The sequence below is a fragment of the uncultured Porphyromonas sp. genome (assembly GCF_902489635.1).
Classification (GTDB): Bacteria; Bacteroidota; Bacteroidia; order Bacteroidales; family Porphyromonadaceae; genus Porphyromonas.
The window spans coordinates 1-16,150 of the sequence record NZ_CABUAN010000021.1 but is presented as its reverse complement, the minus strand read 5'-3'; the positions used below and the strand labels follow the sequence as shown (position 1 = coordinate 16,150).

Below are 16,150 nucleotides of genomic sequence, written 5' to 3'. Positions count from 1 at the left end.
AATACGTCTCGGCATCTGAGACGATGATGCCGAGAGGCCTCTACGCTTATGTGGAAAAGGAAAAGGTTTCTTCACCTTTGCGTGCGGCTGCTAACAGCTAACAGCCAACTTTACCCTTTCGTGCGAATGCGATCGTCGAAGGCCGAGAGAGCAGCCTTGGCACCCTCGCCCATAGCGATCACCACCTGCTTGTAGGGGATGCTGGCACAGTCGCCCGCGGCATAGATACCCGCTACGGAGCTGCGGCAGTGGTCGTCGATGATGATCTCGCCCATGCGGTTGCGCTCGACCAGACCGTCGAAGACATCCGTATTCGCCTTAAGCCCGATCTGCACGAAGACCCCAGCGACAGCCAGCTCGAAGGGGGCACTCCCGTCACGGGGCGCGATGCGAAGTGCGGACACCTTGCTACCGTCACCGATGACCTCTTCCGTTGCCACGTTCGTGTGGACAGTCACGTTCGGTAGCTTAGCCAGTTGCTCCTGCAGTACGGTGTCTGCCTTGAGGCTCTCCATAAATTCCAAGACGGTCACATGCTTGCAAATGCCCGCTAAGTCAATAGCTGCCTCAATGCCTGAGTTGCCACCGCCCACGACCGCTATATCTTGTCCCTTGAAGAACGGCCCATCGCAGTGCGGGCAGAAGGCTACACCGCGACCAATATGCTCCGCCTCACCAGGCACACCCAGCTTGCGCCAGGAGGCTCCAGTGGCGATGATCACTTGCGACGCCACGAGCGTCTCACCGAGCGAAGTGACTACCTCCTTCTGAGTATCGATCAGTTTGATCTGCTCGACATGTCTCTGCTCTAGTATCTCTACGTGGTAGTGTAGCACATGCTGGCGCAGATCTTCGGCCAGTTGCGTACCTGTCGTGTGAAGCACGGAGGGGACGTTTTCGATAGCCGTCGTCTCATTTACCTGACCACCCATGCGGTCCGCCACAAGTGCCACGTGCAGTCCCTTGCGAGCCGAGTATAGCGCAGCAGCTGCGCCAGCAGGACCACCACCGATGACGATCTGGTCGTACTCCTTGCGCGCTGCCGTGGCGGATGATGGCTCCACTCCGACAGCGTCGGCTAGCTTGCCGAGTAGTTCGCCCAGCGAGCTCTTGCCGATATGTAGCACCTGATCTCCCAGGTAGACCGTCGGGACGGCCGATATGTTTAGCTCCTTAGCCTCCTCCGTGTAGAGAGCTCCGTCGACCATCTCGTGGGTCACTCCCTCACCCGCTATGAGCGTGATTAGGTTAAGGCTCTGCACCACGTCGGGGCAGTTGGTGCAGCTGAGCGAAATGTAGCTACGCAGATGAATAGGCTTGCGTAGCGAACGGATCTTGTCGCAGATAGCCGCATCGGGGAGGTTCTTCCCCTGACCATCCGCATTGTATATGGCCAATATCAGACTGCTAAACTCATGCCCCGAGGGGATTGCTCTAAAGGTTATCCCCGTGGGCTGGTCGTCATGTAGTATCTCCACGCTCAGTTTGTCACCCACGCTCATCTCTAGCGATATTTGCGGAGAGGTCGAGGCGAAGTCGCCGAGGAGCTGCTCTAGCTCCCCGTAGTGGTCACCCTCGGGAGCCTTCGCTCTGAGCGTGTATTGATGCTTTAGCGAGGCAAAGATGCTTTGCAGTTGCTGTAAGGTATCTTGGTCTAGTCTCATGATTGTGCTGTTTTTTTAGAAAGAGTAGAGGGCTGTGCCGCTCGTGTGAGTATACGACACAACCCTCTCGTCTTGATATGTGAGACTGTTGCAAAGTCAACAGTCTCTTGTAGATCTAGGTGTTAGATCTTACCAACTAGGTCTATGCTAGGCTTGAGAGTGGCATCGCCTTGTCTCCACTTAGCGGGGCACACCTCGCCTGGATGCTCATAGATAAACTGAGCCGCGCGCACCTTGCGCAGTAGCTCCTGAGCGTCACGGCCTATGCCGTTGTCATGGATCTCAGCCACACGCACCTTGCCGTCTGGATCAATGAGGAAAGTGCCACGGTAAGCCTGTCCAGCCTCCTCGATCATCACGCCGAAGGCGCGAGCCAGCTCGAAGCGCATATCGGCCAGCATCGTGTACTGAACCTTCTTGACCGCCTCGCTGGCATCCTGCCAAGCCTTGTGAACGAAGTTCGAGTCAGTGCTCACAGAGTAGATGTCCACGCCGATCTGCTGAAACTCAGCATAGTTGTCGGCAAGGTCAGCCAGCTCCGTAGGACATACGAAGGTAAAGTCGCCAGGATAGAAGAAGAGTACGCTCCAGCGCCCCTTGAGATCCTCGTTAGAGACCTCGTGAAAGCCCTTGGACTTGGTATATGCGGGTACTTTGAACTCTGGTAAGTTGCTATTGATAATAGGTTGCATAGTCATTTGCATTTAAGTTTTAGATAAAGATTTATTGACGTTGGTCGGACATCCCCACCAACAGCCACAAAGATAGGGGTAAGCACCCAAAACAAAAAGCAAACCGCATACCTAGAACAAGGTATCCTTCCCTAAGGCGAGTAGTTTCCTCCGTATGAAACTAGAGTTTCCTACCTATGAAACTGGAGTTTCCTTCGTATGAAACTGGAGTTTCCTTCGTATGAAACTAGATTTTCACCCAGATGAAAATAAATTGCCACCCGTATGGACATAGACTGCGCCCGTACGGAGAGGGAAGCTCTACTCCTGTAGAGCCTCCTAAATGGCTATTTAAGGTTTGCTAAATGAGAGCCCCTCGTTGGCTGAGCCGGTGAGGCGAGACTCGCTATTGACTGTCTGGCGGCTAGAGCTCTTGAGGCGCTTATTGCCTAGCGTACAGCTGATGCTGAGCGTGACCTTCGGACTGTACCAGTTCTGGACGAAGGCTATCGGCTGGGAGAGCCCCATGATCTCGCCCCGTGCCACATTGCTATTTAGCAGGTCGTAGCACGAGAGGGAGAGCTTCCAGGAGGCGATGCGCTTGCTAATAGATAGATTGATCCACCACTGGCTCTGAGTCTTGTAGACTCCGACAAACAGCGGACTGTAGTAGGTGACCTGAGCGTCAATGTACCACTGAGCGGGGAGGTTGAGCGACTGCTTGTGTTGGAGGTAGTATGCGTGAAAGGTGCGGTCGCACTCGCTCCCATCTATAGTTCCCCTGTCACGCTGCAGGTGCCAAGCTAGATAAGTGGTGGCAATCCACTGCAAGCCGTTGTCTCGGTAGATGATAGGTATGGGTGCTCCCGCTACGATACGCAGGTAGCGACTATAATCTAGATTCCCTTTGGTAATGGCATAGGCCCCTTGATATGGTGTCAAATACTCGATGATGGGGCACTGCTCGTTGGAGAGGTTTACCTCTAGCATCGCAGCCCTTCGGTAGCTGTAGTTGAGCGCAAGGTTGTGGCGCATACTACTTTGCAGACGATCATTGCCGACACGATAGAGAAATCCCGCATAGGAGGCATACGGCATCAGATCTCTTAGCGCAGGACGCTGGTAGTAAGTTTGCAAGGAAAGGACTAGACGATGGTTGCGTGCTATATCGTAGGCCACATTGAGGTAGGGTTGCCAGCGGATCGCTTGGTCAAATAGTAGGCGAGTCCCCTGAGCTTGGCTCGTGCGGTGGTCGTAGTTGAGCTGTACTCCACCATAGCTGTCGAGTGCTCCTTTGTGGTAGCGCAGCGTGACGTAAGCAGAGCTGTTGCTCTCATAGTACCGCTCATTGACTCCGCTGGAAGCTGTGGGGGCTTGTGTCGCAAACCAAATATTGTTTTGCGTTACCCCGAGGAGTCCGACTAGTGAAGGGGTAAAGCGGTAGGTATAGTTTGTTGATAGACGAAGGTAGTGATACCGATCTTGTAGCTCGCTGTCACTGTGAGAGTAGGAGCGATGATTGCTACTGGAGGTGTAGTCGGCGTAGCTCTTCCAGCCCCAACGATCAGCAGAGAGGGTGTGATAAAGGTTGACAGCCCCAACCATACGCCTCATATCTGTGTGATACCCCCGACTATAGTCTATATGCTCATCAGAGAGCGATCCGTGAAGCCGTATGTCAAAGAGCTGTCGCGGAGAGATCTGCCACTCAAAGCCCGCCTGCATAGCCTGTCCACGATGAGGCGATGTACTCGTTGTGTCAGCACCCAGCGTAGTCGTGAGGGACTCTAGACGACGATTGTCAAAGACTTGGTACGCTATGTAGCTCCGCTTGTTATCCTTATTATAGTTGAGCTTGAGCCGACCGCCTTCCGACACCTTCCTCCGATAGCTTGCATCGGCCGAAATGAAAGCACTGAGACCCTCTCGAGGGTTTCCCTTTGTGATGACGTTGAGGACGGCACCGCTCTGCACACCATACTCGGGTCCTGGATGGCGAATGAGTTCGACCCGCTCGGCATCCTCCACGCTCAGAGAGCTGAGATAAGCTTGAACCTCCTCAGGTGAGAGCCGTAGTATACGACCATTGACTGCTACCGTGAGCGTGTAGAAGCCATAGACAGAGAGCCCTCCACGCTCCTCCACTTGTACGCCAGGGATTAGCTTGAGCCCGTCCAAGAGGTTTCCGCCGACGGCTGCAGGATTAGCCAAAAGGTTATAGCGAGCCACACCGCCACTATATGAGACAAATGGACGCTTGGCAACTACGACCACCTCATCGAGTGCTTGAGCGGCAGGCGCTATGACGATGCTCAGAGGGTTTGTAGGCTCCTTGCTCACCTCTACTTGATTTCGCTCAGGGGTATAATTGGCGCCGAGGTAAGAGACTCTATACGAATAAGCTCCGAGGGGTAGCTCTTGGTAAAAGTGCCCATTCCCATCACAGACAGCGGGGAAGCAGTGCGTGGAGTCCTGGCTACTGGTGAAGAGAACCACAGCATTGACCAGCGTCTCGCCCGTTGTTGTGGTTACCTCCCCAGTCACGGTGCCGATGCGCTCTTGTGCGAGCGATGCCACGGCCGAGGACACCACGAGGAGAAGTGAAAGTATGAGTCTCACGAACGTCGTCTTATGATCCATCGCAGGGAGGTGGCTTTCGGTCATCGCTTCTTGTTGTCTTAATAGAGATATGAGGGGGGGGGGAACCCTTGCGAAAAGGATCTCTCCCCAAAGACCCCTCCTTTACACACCTGCAAAGGTAGTTAGCCTTTACGCTCCGTACAATACCCGAAAGGGTAATTCTGAGCCTCTATCCAGTGTTTACGAGTTTCTGGCGAGGGCTTGCTCGACGGCGGTGATGAGCGACTCGTAGATGTCTGGTAGGCAGAGGTAGTCGTTGTAGTGAAGGTAGTACTCCTCGTCTAGTTCATCGCTGATCTCGGGTCCGAAAGTGAGTTCGTACCCCTCCCAGCCATCGTCTATGTCGAGATAAGCTTCTCCATCATACGTGTGAACGCCCACTATGGGGTACTCTTCGCAATAGATCCAGTCATACCGACACTGATTTATGAGGGTCAGGCTAGACTTGAGTTCCGGGGCTATCTCCTCTTCGCTCCACGAGACCTCGCCCTCCTCGCCTAGTAGGTCCAGAAAAAGGCTGTTGAGGACGGAGACAAATGATTTGCGAAGGTCCATGAGCTCTTGATACCATTCGGACATTTTTGTCGTGAGGCTGAGGATGTCGCTCTGTCGCTCTAAGGTCTCTTTGTCGAGGGCTTTCTTGAGCAAGGCCGTGATGAAGTCGTGATTGCAAAAGTTGATCCCGACGAAAACAGATGAGTCTTGAGGATCTCTAATGAAGTTTTGAGTGGAGAGAGGGTACTCTAAGCGTTCGGTCAGGCGCCAGTCACGATAGAGGATGAGGTTGATGCCAGTCTCGCTACGCTTCACTCCAGCGACAGGATATAGATTATGTACGCTATGCTCATCCGGGTGTAGGTTAAAGGCGCGTAGGATCGTTTGCTCTTCATCGTGGTCATAGGGGGAGGTGGGGAGATCCCATGTCAGCTCTTCCAGCTGATGACTCTCGAGATAGTCTACGAGTAGTGTGGTGACCTGGAGGAGCAGCTCCTCTCGTGCTTTTTTGTACTCCTCCCAGATGTGGTTCAGTTGATCCTTCAGGGCCTTTAGTTCTTGCCTCTTAGCTGTTAAGTTCTCTGTCGTCATACGCTTTGATCTTTGTTGTGTTACTTAGTGAGTTGGGGATTGTGGACGGTGCCAACAATCTGTATACGGAGACTGTTGACTTTTGCAACAGTCTCCTGCGGATCAAAGGTATTGAAAAAATGGTTGCCGAGAGGAGACTGTCAGGGTCGACGCATTATATACAATGAGCTCATCTACCTCTCGACTTTTCGTTTGTCGCTGATGTGTAGCTCCTGAAAAAAAAACGATTATGATGTGTCAGCCCAGGCTGGGCAAATTCAACGTCGGCTCATAACAATAATTTAGAGCCGACTACATATCAAAACGGAGCTGTGCCGGGGAAAAGTGATTTCCACGTGGATATTTCGAAATACCCACGTGAGAAAGAAAAAATTCCTCCGAAGTTTCATTCGTTTCCTCCGAAGTTTCATTTCATTCCTCCGAAGTTTTATTTCACGCCCACGTGGAAAATAAAAAACTTCCACGTGGAGATTTGAGATTTTCCACGTGGATATTCGAGAAAGGAGGGGATCGGACAAATTTCCCCGTAAAGATATGTAAATAGAGATTAGAGGGCAGAGCTGACACACTATATAGAGGTAGGAATTTTCAAATAGCTCACGTGGTAAATGATATTTCCTCGTTGGAGGGGTGCTTCTTTCTGTGCGGAGGATGATACTTGAGTCTGAGAGAACCTCCGAAGTTCAGACTTCTCAACGGATTTCATAGCATTCATTAACACGAAAAACTTGCATATCTCGAAAATTATACGTATGTTTGCACTGCAATTCAAGATCGGAGAGGTCGATTCACGATTAGTGTGTGGTCGTATCGCTACTACTGTGTAGTTGTATCGCGGTAAACTTGTACTCGTGCGTGACACCATCGATAGCTGAGTTGCGATTAGTTTAGCATTAAGAGCCGGTCTACGGATCGCCCCAACCGAGCCTTGCATAATGGTCACGGTGGGAAGAATGGATGCGAATTAGACGTTTAACCTATAAACCAACTAGTTAAAAATCAAATTATGACAGCACAACAATCTTATGAACCATCGTCTCGTGAGGAGTCGCCAGAGGTAGCTTCTCACGCTATTGCTATGTCCTCATCTGAGCCACAGAGTGAGACGAGGGTGCCATCTGCTACTGACGAGTCTGAGGAGAAGACGCATCCAGAGGGTGCTATTCGCCTGATGGATGGTACGATCCTGACGTGCTATCCCAAGCCTGAGGAGGAGCAGCCGCAGGATGTGGTGGCTGATGAGCTACAGCTAGACAGGACGGGGGAATACTTCAGCATAGGGCGGAGGAGGATAGCTCCGAAGCCTGTGGTGCAGGAAGAGCAAGAGGAGCTCCGTCAGCTCTTTAAGGACAATGCCTTCTATCTGCTAGCGCATCGAGAGCGCATACTGCAGGATAGTCGTATGTTTCTCACACCGATCGTGGCGCACAATGGCTTGGCATATACGGGCACGTCCGGCTTTCACCGACCGACTATCGGTATCTATCTAGAGTGGTGGAGTCATTGCCTAGGCACTATGGTGATCTCTGATAGTGGCCGTATGAGTCTCGTCTATCAGATTGCGGGGAGTCCGCTCTCGGGGTCTAATAGCTGTGGTCAGCTCTATGAGAGTGGTGAGTCGGCTCCTATACGGCTCTCCAGCTTTTCCAAATACTGGCAGTCGCTGATGCAGATCAATACGCGCTATAACGAAGCTAAGCAGATCTACCAAGCCTATACGCTCCAAGAGTTACTCGACATACTACATGAGGAGGATGGCGGCGAGAAGGACTTTACGAGCAATGTGAGAGAGCGCTTCTTCCGACATCGTATAGAGCAACTGACCGAGCGGGTGGAGCATCACTACAGGGAGGAACGGAGATGGAGATATAAATATGAGCATGCGGTGCTACGGCTGCATGACAGTGAGGTGCGCCAGATCTACGCCGACTATACGGATCTAGAGCAGCGGGTGAAGGCTCAGATCGAGGAGCTGAGACGACAGAAGCAGAGCCTGAAGCGGCAGCTCCGGAGCGAGCAGCTGACACCTTGTAGCTATCAGTTTGCCCTCAAGCCTCTAAACAAGCAGATTGGTCAGCTAAAGAGTCAGTTGTATGGCTTCGAATACAATGTCAAAGAGCGATTTAGTGATGAGGGGATAAACCTGTATGATATACGCTTCTATGTCCAGAACAATGGACAGGCAAGGAATATTGATCGGGAGGTGTATGTAAAATGGGAACTCTAAGAAGTATCATAATCAGCCTTTCCTATTGCAATACAAGATCGATTAGCATCAAGAGCCGGTCTACGGACCGCCCCAACCGAGCCCCGCATAATGGTCACGGTGGGAGGAATGGATGCGAATTAGACGTTTAACCTATAAACCAACTAGTTAAAAACCAAATTATGACAGTACAACAATCTTATGAACCATCATCTCGTGAGGAGTCTGTGGAGGAGAGACATCCAGAGGGTGCTATTCGCCTGACGGATGGTACGATCCTGACGTGCTATCCCAAGTCTGAGCGGGAGGAGCCGCAGGAGGCGGACGAGGAGCTCCGTCAGCTCTTTATCGACAATGCCTTCTATCTGCTAGCGCATCGGGAGCGCATACTGCAGGATAGTCGTATGTTTCTCACGCCCATAGGTGTCCAAAACGGCTCGTCCTATACGAAGTCGCTAGGCCTGGATGCCCCGACGATCGGTGTCTATCTAGAGTGGTGGAGTAGTTGCTTAGGCTCTATGGTCCTCTCTAAGAGTGGCCGTATGAGTCTTATCTACGAGCTCACGGGGAGTCCGCATTCGAAGGTTACTAGCGGTAGACAGCTCTACGAAGATGGTGAGACGGAGCCTATCCATCTCTACAGTTTTGTCCACTACTGGGAGCCGCTGATAGAGATCAACAAGCGCTATAACGAAGCTAAGAAGATTTACGAAGCCTATACGCTCCAAGAGCTGCTGGACATCCTGCATGAGGAGGATGGCGGCGAGAAGGACTTTACGAGCAATGTGAGAGAGCGCTTCCTGCGACATCATATAGCAGAGCTAAAGGCCTACATAGAGCATCTGTACGAGGAGTTTAGCATCAGGAAAGAGAGATGGACGTATGCGGAGCTACGGCTTCATGACGATGAGGTGCGCCAGATCTATGCTGACTATAAGGCTCTGGAGCAGCGGGTGACTAGTGAGATCGAGGAGCTGAGGCGACAGAAGCAGAGCATGAAGTGGCAGCTCCGGAGTGGTCAGCTGACGCCTCGTAGCTATGAGGAGGCGCTCAAGAGTGTGAAAGCACAGACCTGTCAGTTGAAGGGGCAGTTGAGTAGCTTCGAGTACAATGTCAAATGGCGATTTCGTGATGAGGGGATGATAAGCATCCAAGATGTATGCACCTATGTCCAGAACAAGGATAAGGAGGTAAGTGACACAACTAATAACTACTAAAACTATGATTATAACGACAGATATACTTGCAGAGCGCTTTGAGAAGTATAACAAGCTATACTTTGATGATGAGCTACCTACGCCAGACTTTTTCCTACTGAAGTCATACTCCAAGCTGGGTATGTTTCGCTTCATTGAGATACCAAGTAGACGTAAGATCAAGTATGTGAAGATCCTGATCTCTTGCTACTATGACTGGACGGAAGAACAGCTACGTAGCGTACTCGTGCATGAGATGATACACTACTATGTGGAGCGCAACTACTTTCACAATGGTCAACCGCAGCATGGGGAGCTCTTTACAAATAAGATGAATGAGCTAAATGAGAAGTATGACCTAAACATCACGGTGGTCACCGATATAAATAAGCTCAAGGTAGCTAAGGGGTCGCCCATACTGCCACGGATAGTTGCCTTCTTTACTACGCTCCGCTAATCAGTTATGGGGCGAGATAAGATGAGCGATATAATGGATCATAAGTTAACCGCCTTAGCGCAGCTCCTCCTAGGCTCTGAGAGCCGTGTGAGGACCTTTGCGCTGGTCACGACAGAGAACTCTGCCGTAGAGCCGTCCGACTCGCAAGAGCTGACGAGTGGCGGTGATTGTCTGGCAGCCTTCTTGCGCAGCGAACAGTACGCTTACGCAGTCCTAGAGCAGCACACGAGGGCTAAGGAGACACTCTGCCTGGTCTACAACGTGGGGCTAGACGATGTGGGCTTTATTTGGAAGAGTATCGATCTAGATCGTTTTCTCCTAGTCGAGCTCTCTCCGCTGGGCGACTCGCCTAGGAGTATGACGCTCACCTGCTTTCAGACGCTAGGTAGCGAGGCGGTAAGGGGTCGTCCCAATCCTAAGGGGAGCCTCTATAGACAAGCTGGCGAGCGCGTGATCTGTAGGAGTCTGGCGAGCTTTTGCCACGTTTGTGAGTGGCACAGCTTGTCGATCCCTTTTGATAACTTTGCTGAGTCGGTTCGAGCGTTCAACGACTTTATCGATACCCGCTGTCGGCTACACGAGCTGTACGCTCAGCGCTACGATTACTTGGTCGAGAAGAGTATGGATACCAAACTGATGCTTCGCTCACACCGTATATGTCGGGCGCAGCTATATGGGACGCACTACGACCTCTTCCTAAGGCAGTGAAGGCTACTACTCTGACGAGGTGTGAGTAGCTTGGAACGTTTGTATCATCTTGATCATGTTGTAGATATGAGTTTCAAAAACTGTTCCCCCCTTGGAATTTTTCAGTTCCAAGGGGGGGAACTCTTTAGTTCCAGCGGAGGAATTTTTTAGTTCCAACGTAGGAACTCTTCAATCCCAAGGGAGGGATTTTTTGTCCCATGCGTGGTGGGGCGATTTGCTCCCATGGCTTTGGGAGCTGGCTACAAGCCGTTTGTGCGGGGGAACGGAGGAGATGCGGAGCGTAAGCACAACAAAAGCCGTGTAGCTCGGATGGCTACACGGCTTTGCTATGTTGGGGAGCCTGCTAGGCTTACGCCGCAGGCTCGGTATAGTCAGGCGACTAGGTGAGGTCTACGGCATGTACCTCCTCAGGCGTGGTGGGCTCGGGCTTGGCATCGAGGATGTCAGCGAGAGGACCGTAGTTGTTTTCCCACTCGGTAGATGAGATACGTACGTAGGTGCTGTAGCGCTTGTAAGCGGAGCGGAGTGACTCGTTGGCTAGCTCCTCAGCAATCTCTGGGTACATCTTGAAGAGTGAAGCGTAGCGTACCTCGCCCTTGAGGAAGTCCTTAAACTTCGTGAAGTCTGGCTCCTTGCTGTCGAGTACGAAGGGATTCTTGCCCTCCTGCTCACGACGTGGGTCGTGGTGCCAGAGGTGCCAGTAACCACACTCTACGGCGCGCTTCTGCTCGTTCTGTGCATTGCCCATACCACCCTTGAGTCCGTGTGAGATACAGGGTGAGTAAGCGATCACGAGTGATGGACCCTCGTAAGCCTCAGCCTCGCGGAGTACCTTGAGCGTCTGAGCGGGGTTGGCACCCATAGCGATCTGAGCTACATAGACGTAGCCGTAGGTGGTCGCGATGAGACCTAGATCCTTCTTGCGGACACGCTTACCTGCTGCGGCAAACTTAGCGATAGCGCCCAGAGGCGTACTCTTAGAAGACTGTCCACCCGTATTAGAGTAGACCTCCGTGTCGAGTACGAGGACGTTGACATTCTTGCCCGAAGCGAGTACGTGGTCGAGACCGCCGAAGCCGATATCGTATGCCCAACCGTCACCACCGATGATCCACTGTGAAGGCTTGACGAAGTGGTGACGCAGGTTGTAGATGTAGTGCATGTGACCCTTAGCCTCAGCATCGAGCAGAGGTAGGATCTTGTAGCTGAGCTGCTGTGAAGCATCGCCATCGAAGCGCTGCTCGACCCACTCGCTGAGTAGCTGGCGTAGCTCATCGCTAATCGGCTCCTTACCCTCCTCTAGAACCTCCTTGACGAGGTGTACGAGGCGGTTGCGGTTCGAGCTAGAGGCGATGTACATACCCATACCAAACTCAGCATTGTCCTCAAAGAGAGAGTTAGCCCATGCGGGACCTTCGCCACGATCATTGGTCGTGTAGGGAGTAGAGGGTGCTGAAGCTGAGTAGATAGAGGAGCAACCGGTAGCGTTTGCTACGACCTGACGAGTGCCGAAGAGCTGCGTTAGTAGCTTGACATAAGGTGTCTCACCACAACCAGAGCAAGCTCCAGAGTACTCAAAGAGTGGCTGTGCAAACTGTGAGTTCTTGACGTTGGACTGTACGTCGACCATGTAAGACTTGTTGGTCACCTGATGACGCATGTAGTCCCAGTCGCACTGCTTGTCGCGAACCTCATCAAGGTGAACCATCTTGAGCGCCTTGCCCTGCTTATTGCCTGGACAGGTGTTGACGCAGTTGGCGCAACCGAGACAGTCGAGGTAGTTGACCTGAATGCGGAACTTGAGGCCAGCCTCCTTAAAGCCCTTGCCCGTAGCATCGAGTAGCGCTACATCGGTCCCCTGAGCCTCCTTCTCGTTGAGTAGGAATGGACGGATCGTAGCGTGAGGACAGACGAAAGCGCACTGGTTGCACTGGATACAGTTGTCCTCGATCCATACAGGTACGAGGTCAGAGACACCACGCTTCTCAGAGTCGGCCGTACCAGAGTCCCAGGTACCATCCTCGCGACCTGCGAAGGCAGAGACGGGGAGTGTGTCACCCTTCTGAGCGTTGATGACGCGTACCACGTTACGTACGAAGTCTGTGTCGCCAGTATGCTCTACAGCAGGCTCGTCGGGTAGGTTAGCCCACTCAGCCTTCACGGGAACCTGGATGACGTTGGCACCCTCGTCGACAGCTGCGAAGTTCTTATTGACAATCTCCTCACCCTTGCGAGAGTAAGACTTGACGATGAACTTCTTCATCTGCTCTACGGCTAGATCGTAAGGTATGACGCCAGAGATCTTGAAGAAGGCACTCTGCAGGATTGTGTTCGTGCGGTTGCCTAGACCAATGCGCTGAGCAATCTCGGTAGCATTAATCATGTAGAAGGAGATCTCATTCTCAGCGAGGTAACGCTTGATATGGTTAGGTAGGTGCTCCTCGATGCTGTCTAGATCCCAGACAGAGTTGAGGAGGAACGTGCCACCCTTGCGAAGACCGGCGAGGACATCGTACATGCGTAGGTAAGCAGGTACGTGGCAAGCGACGAAGTTGGGGCGTACGACTAGATAGGTACTACGGATGGGCTGATCGCCAAAGCGTAGGTGAGAGGCGGTAAAGCCACCGCTCTTCTTAGAGTCGTAAGCGAAGTAAGCCTGGCAGTACTTGTTGGTGTTTTCGCCAATGATCTTGACGGAGTTCTTGTTAGCACCGACCGTACCGTCAGCACCTAGTCCGAAGAACTTAGCCTCGTAAGCATCGCTCTCGAGCTCGACCTCCTTGCCTAGTGGTAGAGACTTGAAGGTGACGTCGTCGACGATACCAACGGTAAACTGATCCTTTGGCTCGTTCATCGCTAGATTGTCAAAGACGGCGATGATCTGAGCGGGTGTCGTGTCCTTGCTCGATAGACCGTAGCGACCGCCTACGACTAGGGGAGCGTTGGGCTGTGTGTAGAGAGCGTTCTTGACATCGAGGTAAAGTGGATCACCAGCAGCTCCTGGCTCCTTGGTGCGGTCGAGGACAGCGATACGCTTGACACTCTTGGGCAGTGCACCGAGGAAGTGCTCTACGCTGAATGGACGATAGAGGTGTACGGCTACAAGTCCTACCTTCCTGCCCTGAGCGCGTAGGTAGTCGATGGACTCGCGGATGGCCTCCGTGACAGAGCCCATAGCGATGATGACGTGCTCAGCCTCGGGATCTCCGTAGTAGTCGAAGAGGTGGTAGTGACGTCCCGTGATATTAGCCAGCTGATCCATATAGTCCTGTACGATAGCGGGGACTGCATCGTAGAAGGGGTTGGAAGCCTCACGAGCCTGGAAGAAGATGTCGCCGTTCTGAGCAGTACCACGTACTACTGGAGCATGCGCACTGAGTGCACGCTCACGGAACTGACGCAGAGCCTTCTGGTCGATGAGTGGCTCGAGGTCCTCGTTAGAGAGGTACTCGATCTTCTGGATCTCGTGTGATGTGCGGAAGCCATCGAAGAAGTGTATGAAAGGTATGCGGCTCTTGATAGCTGTGAGGTGGGCTACAGCAGCGAGGTCCATGACCTCCTGTACAGAGCCCGTGCAGAGCTGTGCGAGACCCGTCATACGAGCACTCATCACGTCTTGGTGATCACCGAAGATAGAGAGTGCTTGCGATGCAATCGTACGAGCAGCGACGTGGTAGACGCCTGGGAGTAGCTCACCAGCCACTTTGTACATATTAGGAAGCATCAGGAGTAGTCCCTGAGATGCGGTAAAGGTGACACCGAGAGCACCAGCCTGTAGAGCACCGTGCATAGCGCCAGCAGCACCAGCCTCGCTCTGCATCTCCTGTACCTCGACGATCTCTCCGAAGATGTTCTTGCGCTTTGCAGCTGCCCACTCATCGACATACTCCGCCATCGTGGAGGAGGGGGTGATAGGGTAGATAGCAGCTACCTCGCTAAACATGTAGGCGACATGTGCGGCCGCTTGGTTGCCGTCACAGGTCATTGTCTTTTTAGTTGGATTAGCCATTTCTATGTATTGATATTCCTTGTGTGTTGTTGTTAGTATGTTGCTTTAGTAGATAAAGCCGAAGAGCCATAGCGGGATGACATTGTCATGCCCCATGGGGATGCCTTGCACTGCGTAGTAGCGGTCGGGACGATAGCGCCCGCCCAGCTCCTTATCAATGCGAAATTCATAAGTCTCGTCCAGTACGAAGTGTACCTGTGCCCGCCCCCCTGCATTGACTTGGTGTGCATGATGTAGGTGCGTCAGGAAGAAGGTGGAGTAAAGCTCAGGACTGGTCACCGGCTCGGGGACGAGTGCGTAGCCTATGTTGGTGTTTTGCAGATAGCACATGGCCGGCTTGCGGGTAGTCGCCTCTGCACCGACGCGGTATAATTGCGTGACGAGACCCGCATCGGAGAGGATGTGCATATAATTGGAGATGGTAGCGCGTGAGGCACTGATCATCTGCGAGAGTTGCGAGATATTGGGCGAGGTAGGTGCCGTGCGCCCCAGCTCGTAGAGTAGCCTGCGTAGCTTGGGTAGGAGACGCTGGTCGAGGTTGCGTAGGAAGCTCACATCGACCTCCAGCATCATGTTGATATTCTTCAGCAGATTCTCCGAGTAGTTGCGATCCTCGAGGAAGAAGGGGTAGTAGCCGTGGTGCGTGTAGTCCGCCAAGTAGTTGAGCGGATTGACCATCCCCATGATCTCGCGAGAGATGGTCTCGTGATCCTTCAGTATCTCCTCGAGCGTGACCTGCGGGAGGTTAAGCCCCGTCTTGAGCTGTATGAACTCACGGAGCGAGAAGCCGTCTAGTCGGTAGACAGCTCCTGGCAGTTGCTCCTCGATGGGGAGTGCCGAGTCGTATTGTACGATCGAGGTGGTGTAGATAATCTGCAGATCCGGCATCAAGCGCATGCACGCTAGCAGATCTTCGTGCCACGAGGGGTACTTATAGATCTGGTCTAGCAGCAGATGCCGCCCGCCATGGTCGTAAAAGGTCTTAGCAAAGTCTACAAGCGTCTCACTCGTAAAGAGAAAGTTGTTGAGATTGACATAGAGACACTTTCTATTGAGCGACCCAAAAGTCCTCGCAGCGTAGTCTAGCAGGAAGGTTGTCTTGCCCACACCACGACAGCCATAGATGCCGATGAGCGGGGCGGAGAAGTCAATCTCGCCAAAGAGGCTGCGCTGTATCGGATTGCTCAGGTTGCGCAGCAGATAGTCGTGTGTTCTATAGAGTGCCTCCACTACTTTATCTTGATGCTTGGACTAGATACCTATATCTTGGTACGACAAAGGTACGCAAACTTCTCCAATTGACAAGTGCTCTTGGCAAAAATCTTCGCAAAATGAGCGAACTGACCGATTCGGATGACAAGTTCCCCTAAATAGACTAGCAAGGAGTAGGCACTACTTACCACTTGATACTGAGCAGACAAGTAGTTCGTCGAGAGCCTCTCAGCTCTCTTGAGACTATTGCATAAAGGCGAATCGCTGTGTTGCTTTCGGGATTCGGCTTCGGTCACATACG

The 16,150-nt window shown here is 52.5% G+C and carries 10 protein-coding genes and 2 riboswitches; of the genes, 4 read left to right on the top strand and 6 right to left on the bottom strand.

All coding sequences use genetic code 11. The features are described from left to right. Nucleotides 1-110: 110 nt before the first annotated feature. From ahpF to RDM37_RS05330, 4 genes are all read right to left on the bottom strand, one after another. Nucleotides 111-1,664, bottom strand: a complete 1,554-nt coding sequence (gene ahpF / locus RDM37_RS05345) for an alkyl hydroperoxide reductase subunit F (RefSeq protein WP_308555652.1) — start codon at nucleotides 1,662-1,664, stop codon at nucleotides 111-113. A gap of 122 nt (nucleotides 1,665-1,786) precedes the next feature. Continuing rightward, a complete protein-coding gene (gene ahpC / locus RDM37_RS05340; protein ID WP_308555651.1) occupies nucleotides 1,787-2,356 on the bottom strand; it encodes an alkyl hydroperoxide reductase subunit C in 570 nt (189 codons plus the stop codon). A gap of 330 nt (nucleotides 2,357-2,686) precedes the next feature. After that, a complete protein-coding gene (locus RDM37_RS05335) occupies nucleotides 2,687-4,999 on the bottom strand; it encodes an outer membrane beta-barrel protein (protein WP_308555649.1) in 2,313 nt (770 codons plus the stop codon). A gap of 156 nt (nucleotides 5,000-5,155) precedes the next feature. Further along, nucleotides 5,156-6,061, bottom strand: a complete 906-nt coding sequence (locus RDM37_RS05330; RefSeq protein ID WP_308555647.1) for a hypothetical protein — start codon at nucleotides 6,059-6,061, stop codon at nucleotides 5,156-5,158. A gap of 885 nt (nucleotides 6,062-6,946) precedes the next feature. Further along, a riboswitch (SAM-I-IV-variant riboswitch) is annotated at nucleotides 6,947-7,051 on the top strand. 16 nt (nucleotides 7,052-7,067) lie between these two features. Between RDM37_RS05330 and RDM37_RS05325 the strand changes: the two genes are divergently transcribed. The 4 genes from RDM37_RS05325 to RDM37_RS05310 all read left to right on the top strand — a co-directional run bounded on the left by RDM37_RS05325 (nucleotide 7,068) and on the right by RDM37_RS05310 (nucleotide 10,628). Next, nucleotides 7,068-8,288 carry a hypothetical protein gene (locus RDM37_RS05325; protein WP_308555645.1) on the top strand — a complete coding sequence of 407 codons (1,221 nt, stop codon included), beginning with the start codon at nucleotides 7,068-7,070 and terminating at the stop codon, nucleotides 8,286-8,288. A 40-nt stretch (nucleotides 8,289-8,328) separates the two neighbouring features. Continuing rightward, nucleotides 8,329-8,433: riboswitch (SAM-I-IV-variant riboswitch) on the top strand. Between the two features lie 16 nt (nucleotides 8,434-8,449). Beyond that, nucleotides 8,450-9,484, top strand: a complete 1,035-nt coding sequence (locus RDM37_RS05320) for a hypothetical protein (RefSeq protein ID WP_308555643.1) — start codon at nucleotides 8,450-8,452, stop codon at nucleotides 9,482-9,484. A gap of 4 nt (nucleotides 9,485-9,488) precedes the next feature. Beyond that, the gene (locus tag RDM37_RS05315; protein WP_308555641.1) at nucleotides 9,489-9,920 is read left to right on the top strand and encodes a SprT-like domain-containing protein; all 432 of its coding nucleotides are present in this window, start codon (nucleotides 9,489-9,491) and stop codon (nucleotides 9,918-9,920) included. A gap of 33 nt (nucleotides 9,921-9,953) precedes the next feature. Beyond that, a complete protein-coding gene (locus RDM37_RS05310; RefSeq protein WP_308555639.1) occupies nucleotides 9,954-10,628 on the top strand; it encodes a hypothetical protein in 675 nt (224 codons plus the stop codon). Between the two features lie 379 nt (nucleotides 10,629-11,007). On the opposite strand, the gene nifJ is transcribed toward RDM37_RS05310, so the two are convergent. Both nifJ and RDM37_RS05300 read right to left on the bottom strand, forming a co-directional pair. Continuing rightward, nucleotides 11,008-14,637: a pyruvate:ferredoxin (flavodoxin) oxidoreductase gene (gene nifJ / locus RDM37_RS05305; protein WP_308555637.1), complete on the bottom strand. Its 3,630-nt coding sequence runs from the start codon at nucleotides 14,635-14,637 to the stop codon at nucleotides 11,008-11,010. Between the two features lie 45 nt (nucleotides 14,638-14,682). Next, nucleotides 14,683-15,867 (bottom strand): AAA family ATPase, encoded by a 1,185-nt coding sequence (locus RDM37_RS05300; protein WP_308555635.1) that lies wholly within the window; start codon nucleotides 15,865-15,867, stop codon nucleotides 14,683-14,685. Nucleotides 15,868-16,150 lie beyond the last annotated feature (283 nt).

Bases quoted from the DNA above. Each gene is read 5' to 3' on its own strand.
- nifJ (WP_308555637.1), bottom strand. From the start codon at position 14,637: ATGGCTAATCCAACTAAAAAGACAATGACCTGTGACGGCAACCAAGCG.
- RDM37_RS05325 (WP_308555645.1), top strand. From the start codon at position 7,068: ATGACAGCACAACAATCTTATGAACCATCGTCTCGTGAGGAGTCGCCA.
- RDM37_RS05320 (WP_308555643.1), top strand. From the start codon at position 8,450: ATGACAGTACAACAATCTTATGAACCATCATCTCGTGAGGAGTCTGTG.
- RDM37_RS05310 (WP_308555639.1), top strand. From the start codon at position 9,954: ATGGATCATAAGTTAACCGCCTTAGCGCAGCTCCTCCTAGGCTCTGAG.
- ahpF (WP_308555652.1), bottom strand. From the start codon at position 1,664: ATGAGACTAGACCAAGATACCTTACAGCAACTGCAAAGCATCTTTGCC.
- RDM37_RS05330 (WP_308555647.1), bottom strand. From the start codon at position 6,061: ATGACGACAGAGAACTTAACAGCTAAGAGGCAAGAACTAAAGGCCCTG.
- ahpC (WP_308555651.1), bottom strand. From the start codon at position 2,356: ATGCAACCTATTATCAATAGCAACTTACCAGAGTTCAAAGTACCCGCA.
- RDM37_RS05315 (WP_308555641.1), top strand. From the start codon at position 9,489: ATGATTATAACGACAGATATACTTGCAGAGCGCTTTGAGAAGTATAAC.
- RDM37_RS05335 (WP_308555649.1), bottom strand. From the start codon at position 4,999: ATGACCGAAAGCCACCTCCCTGCGATGGATCATAAGACGACGTTCGTG.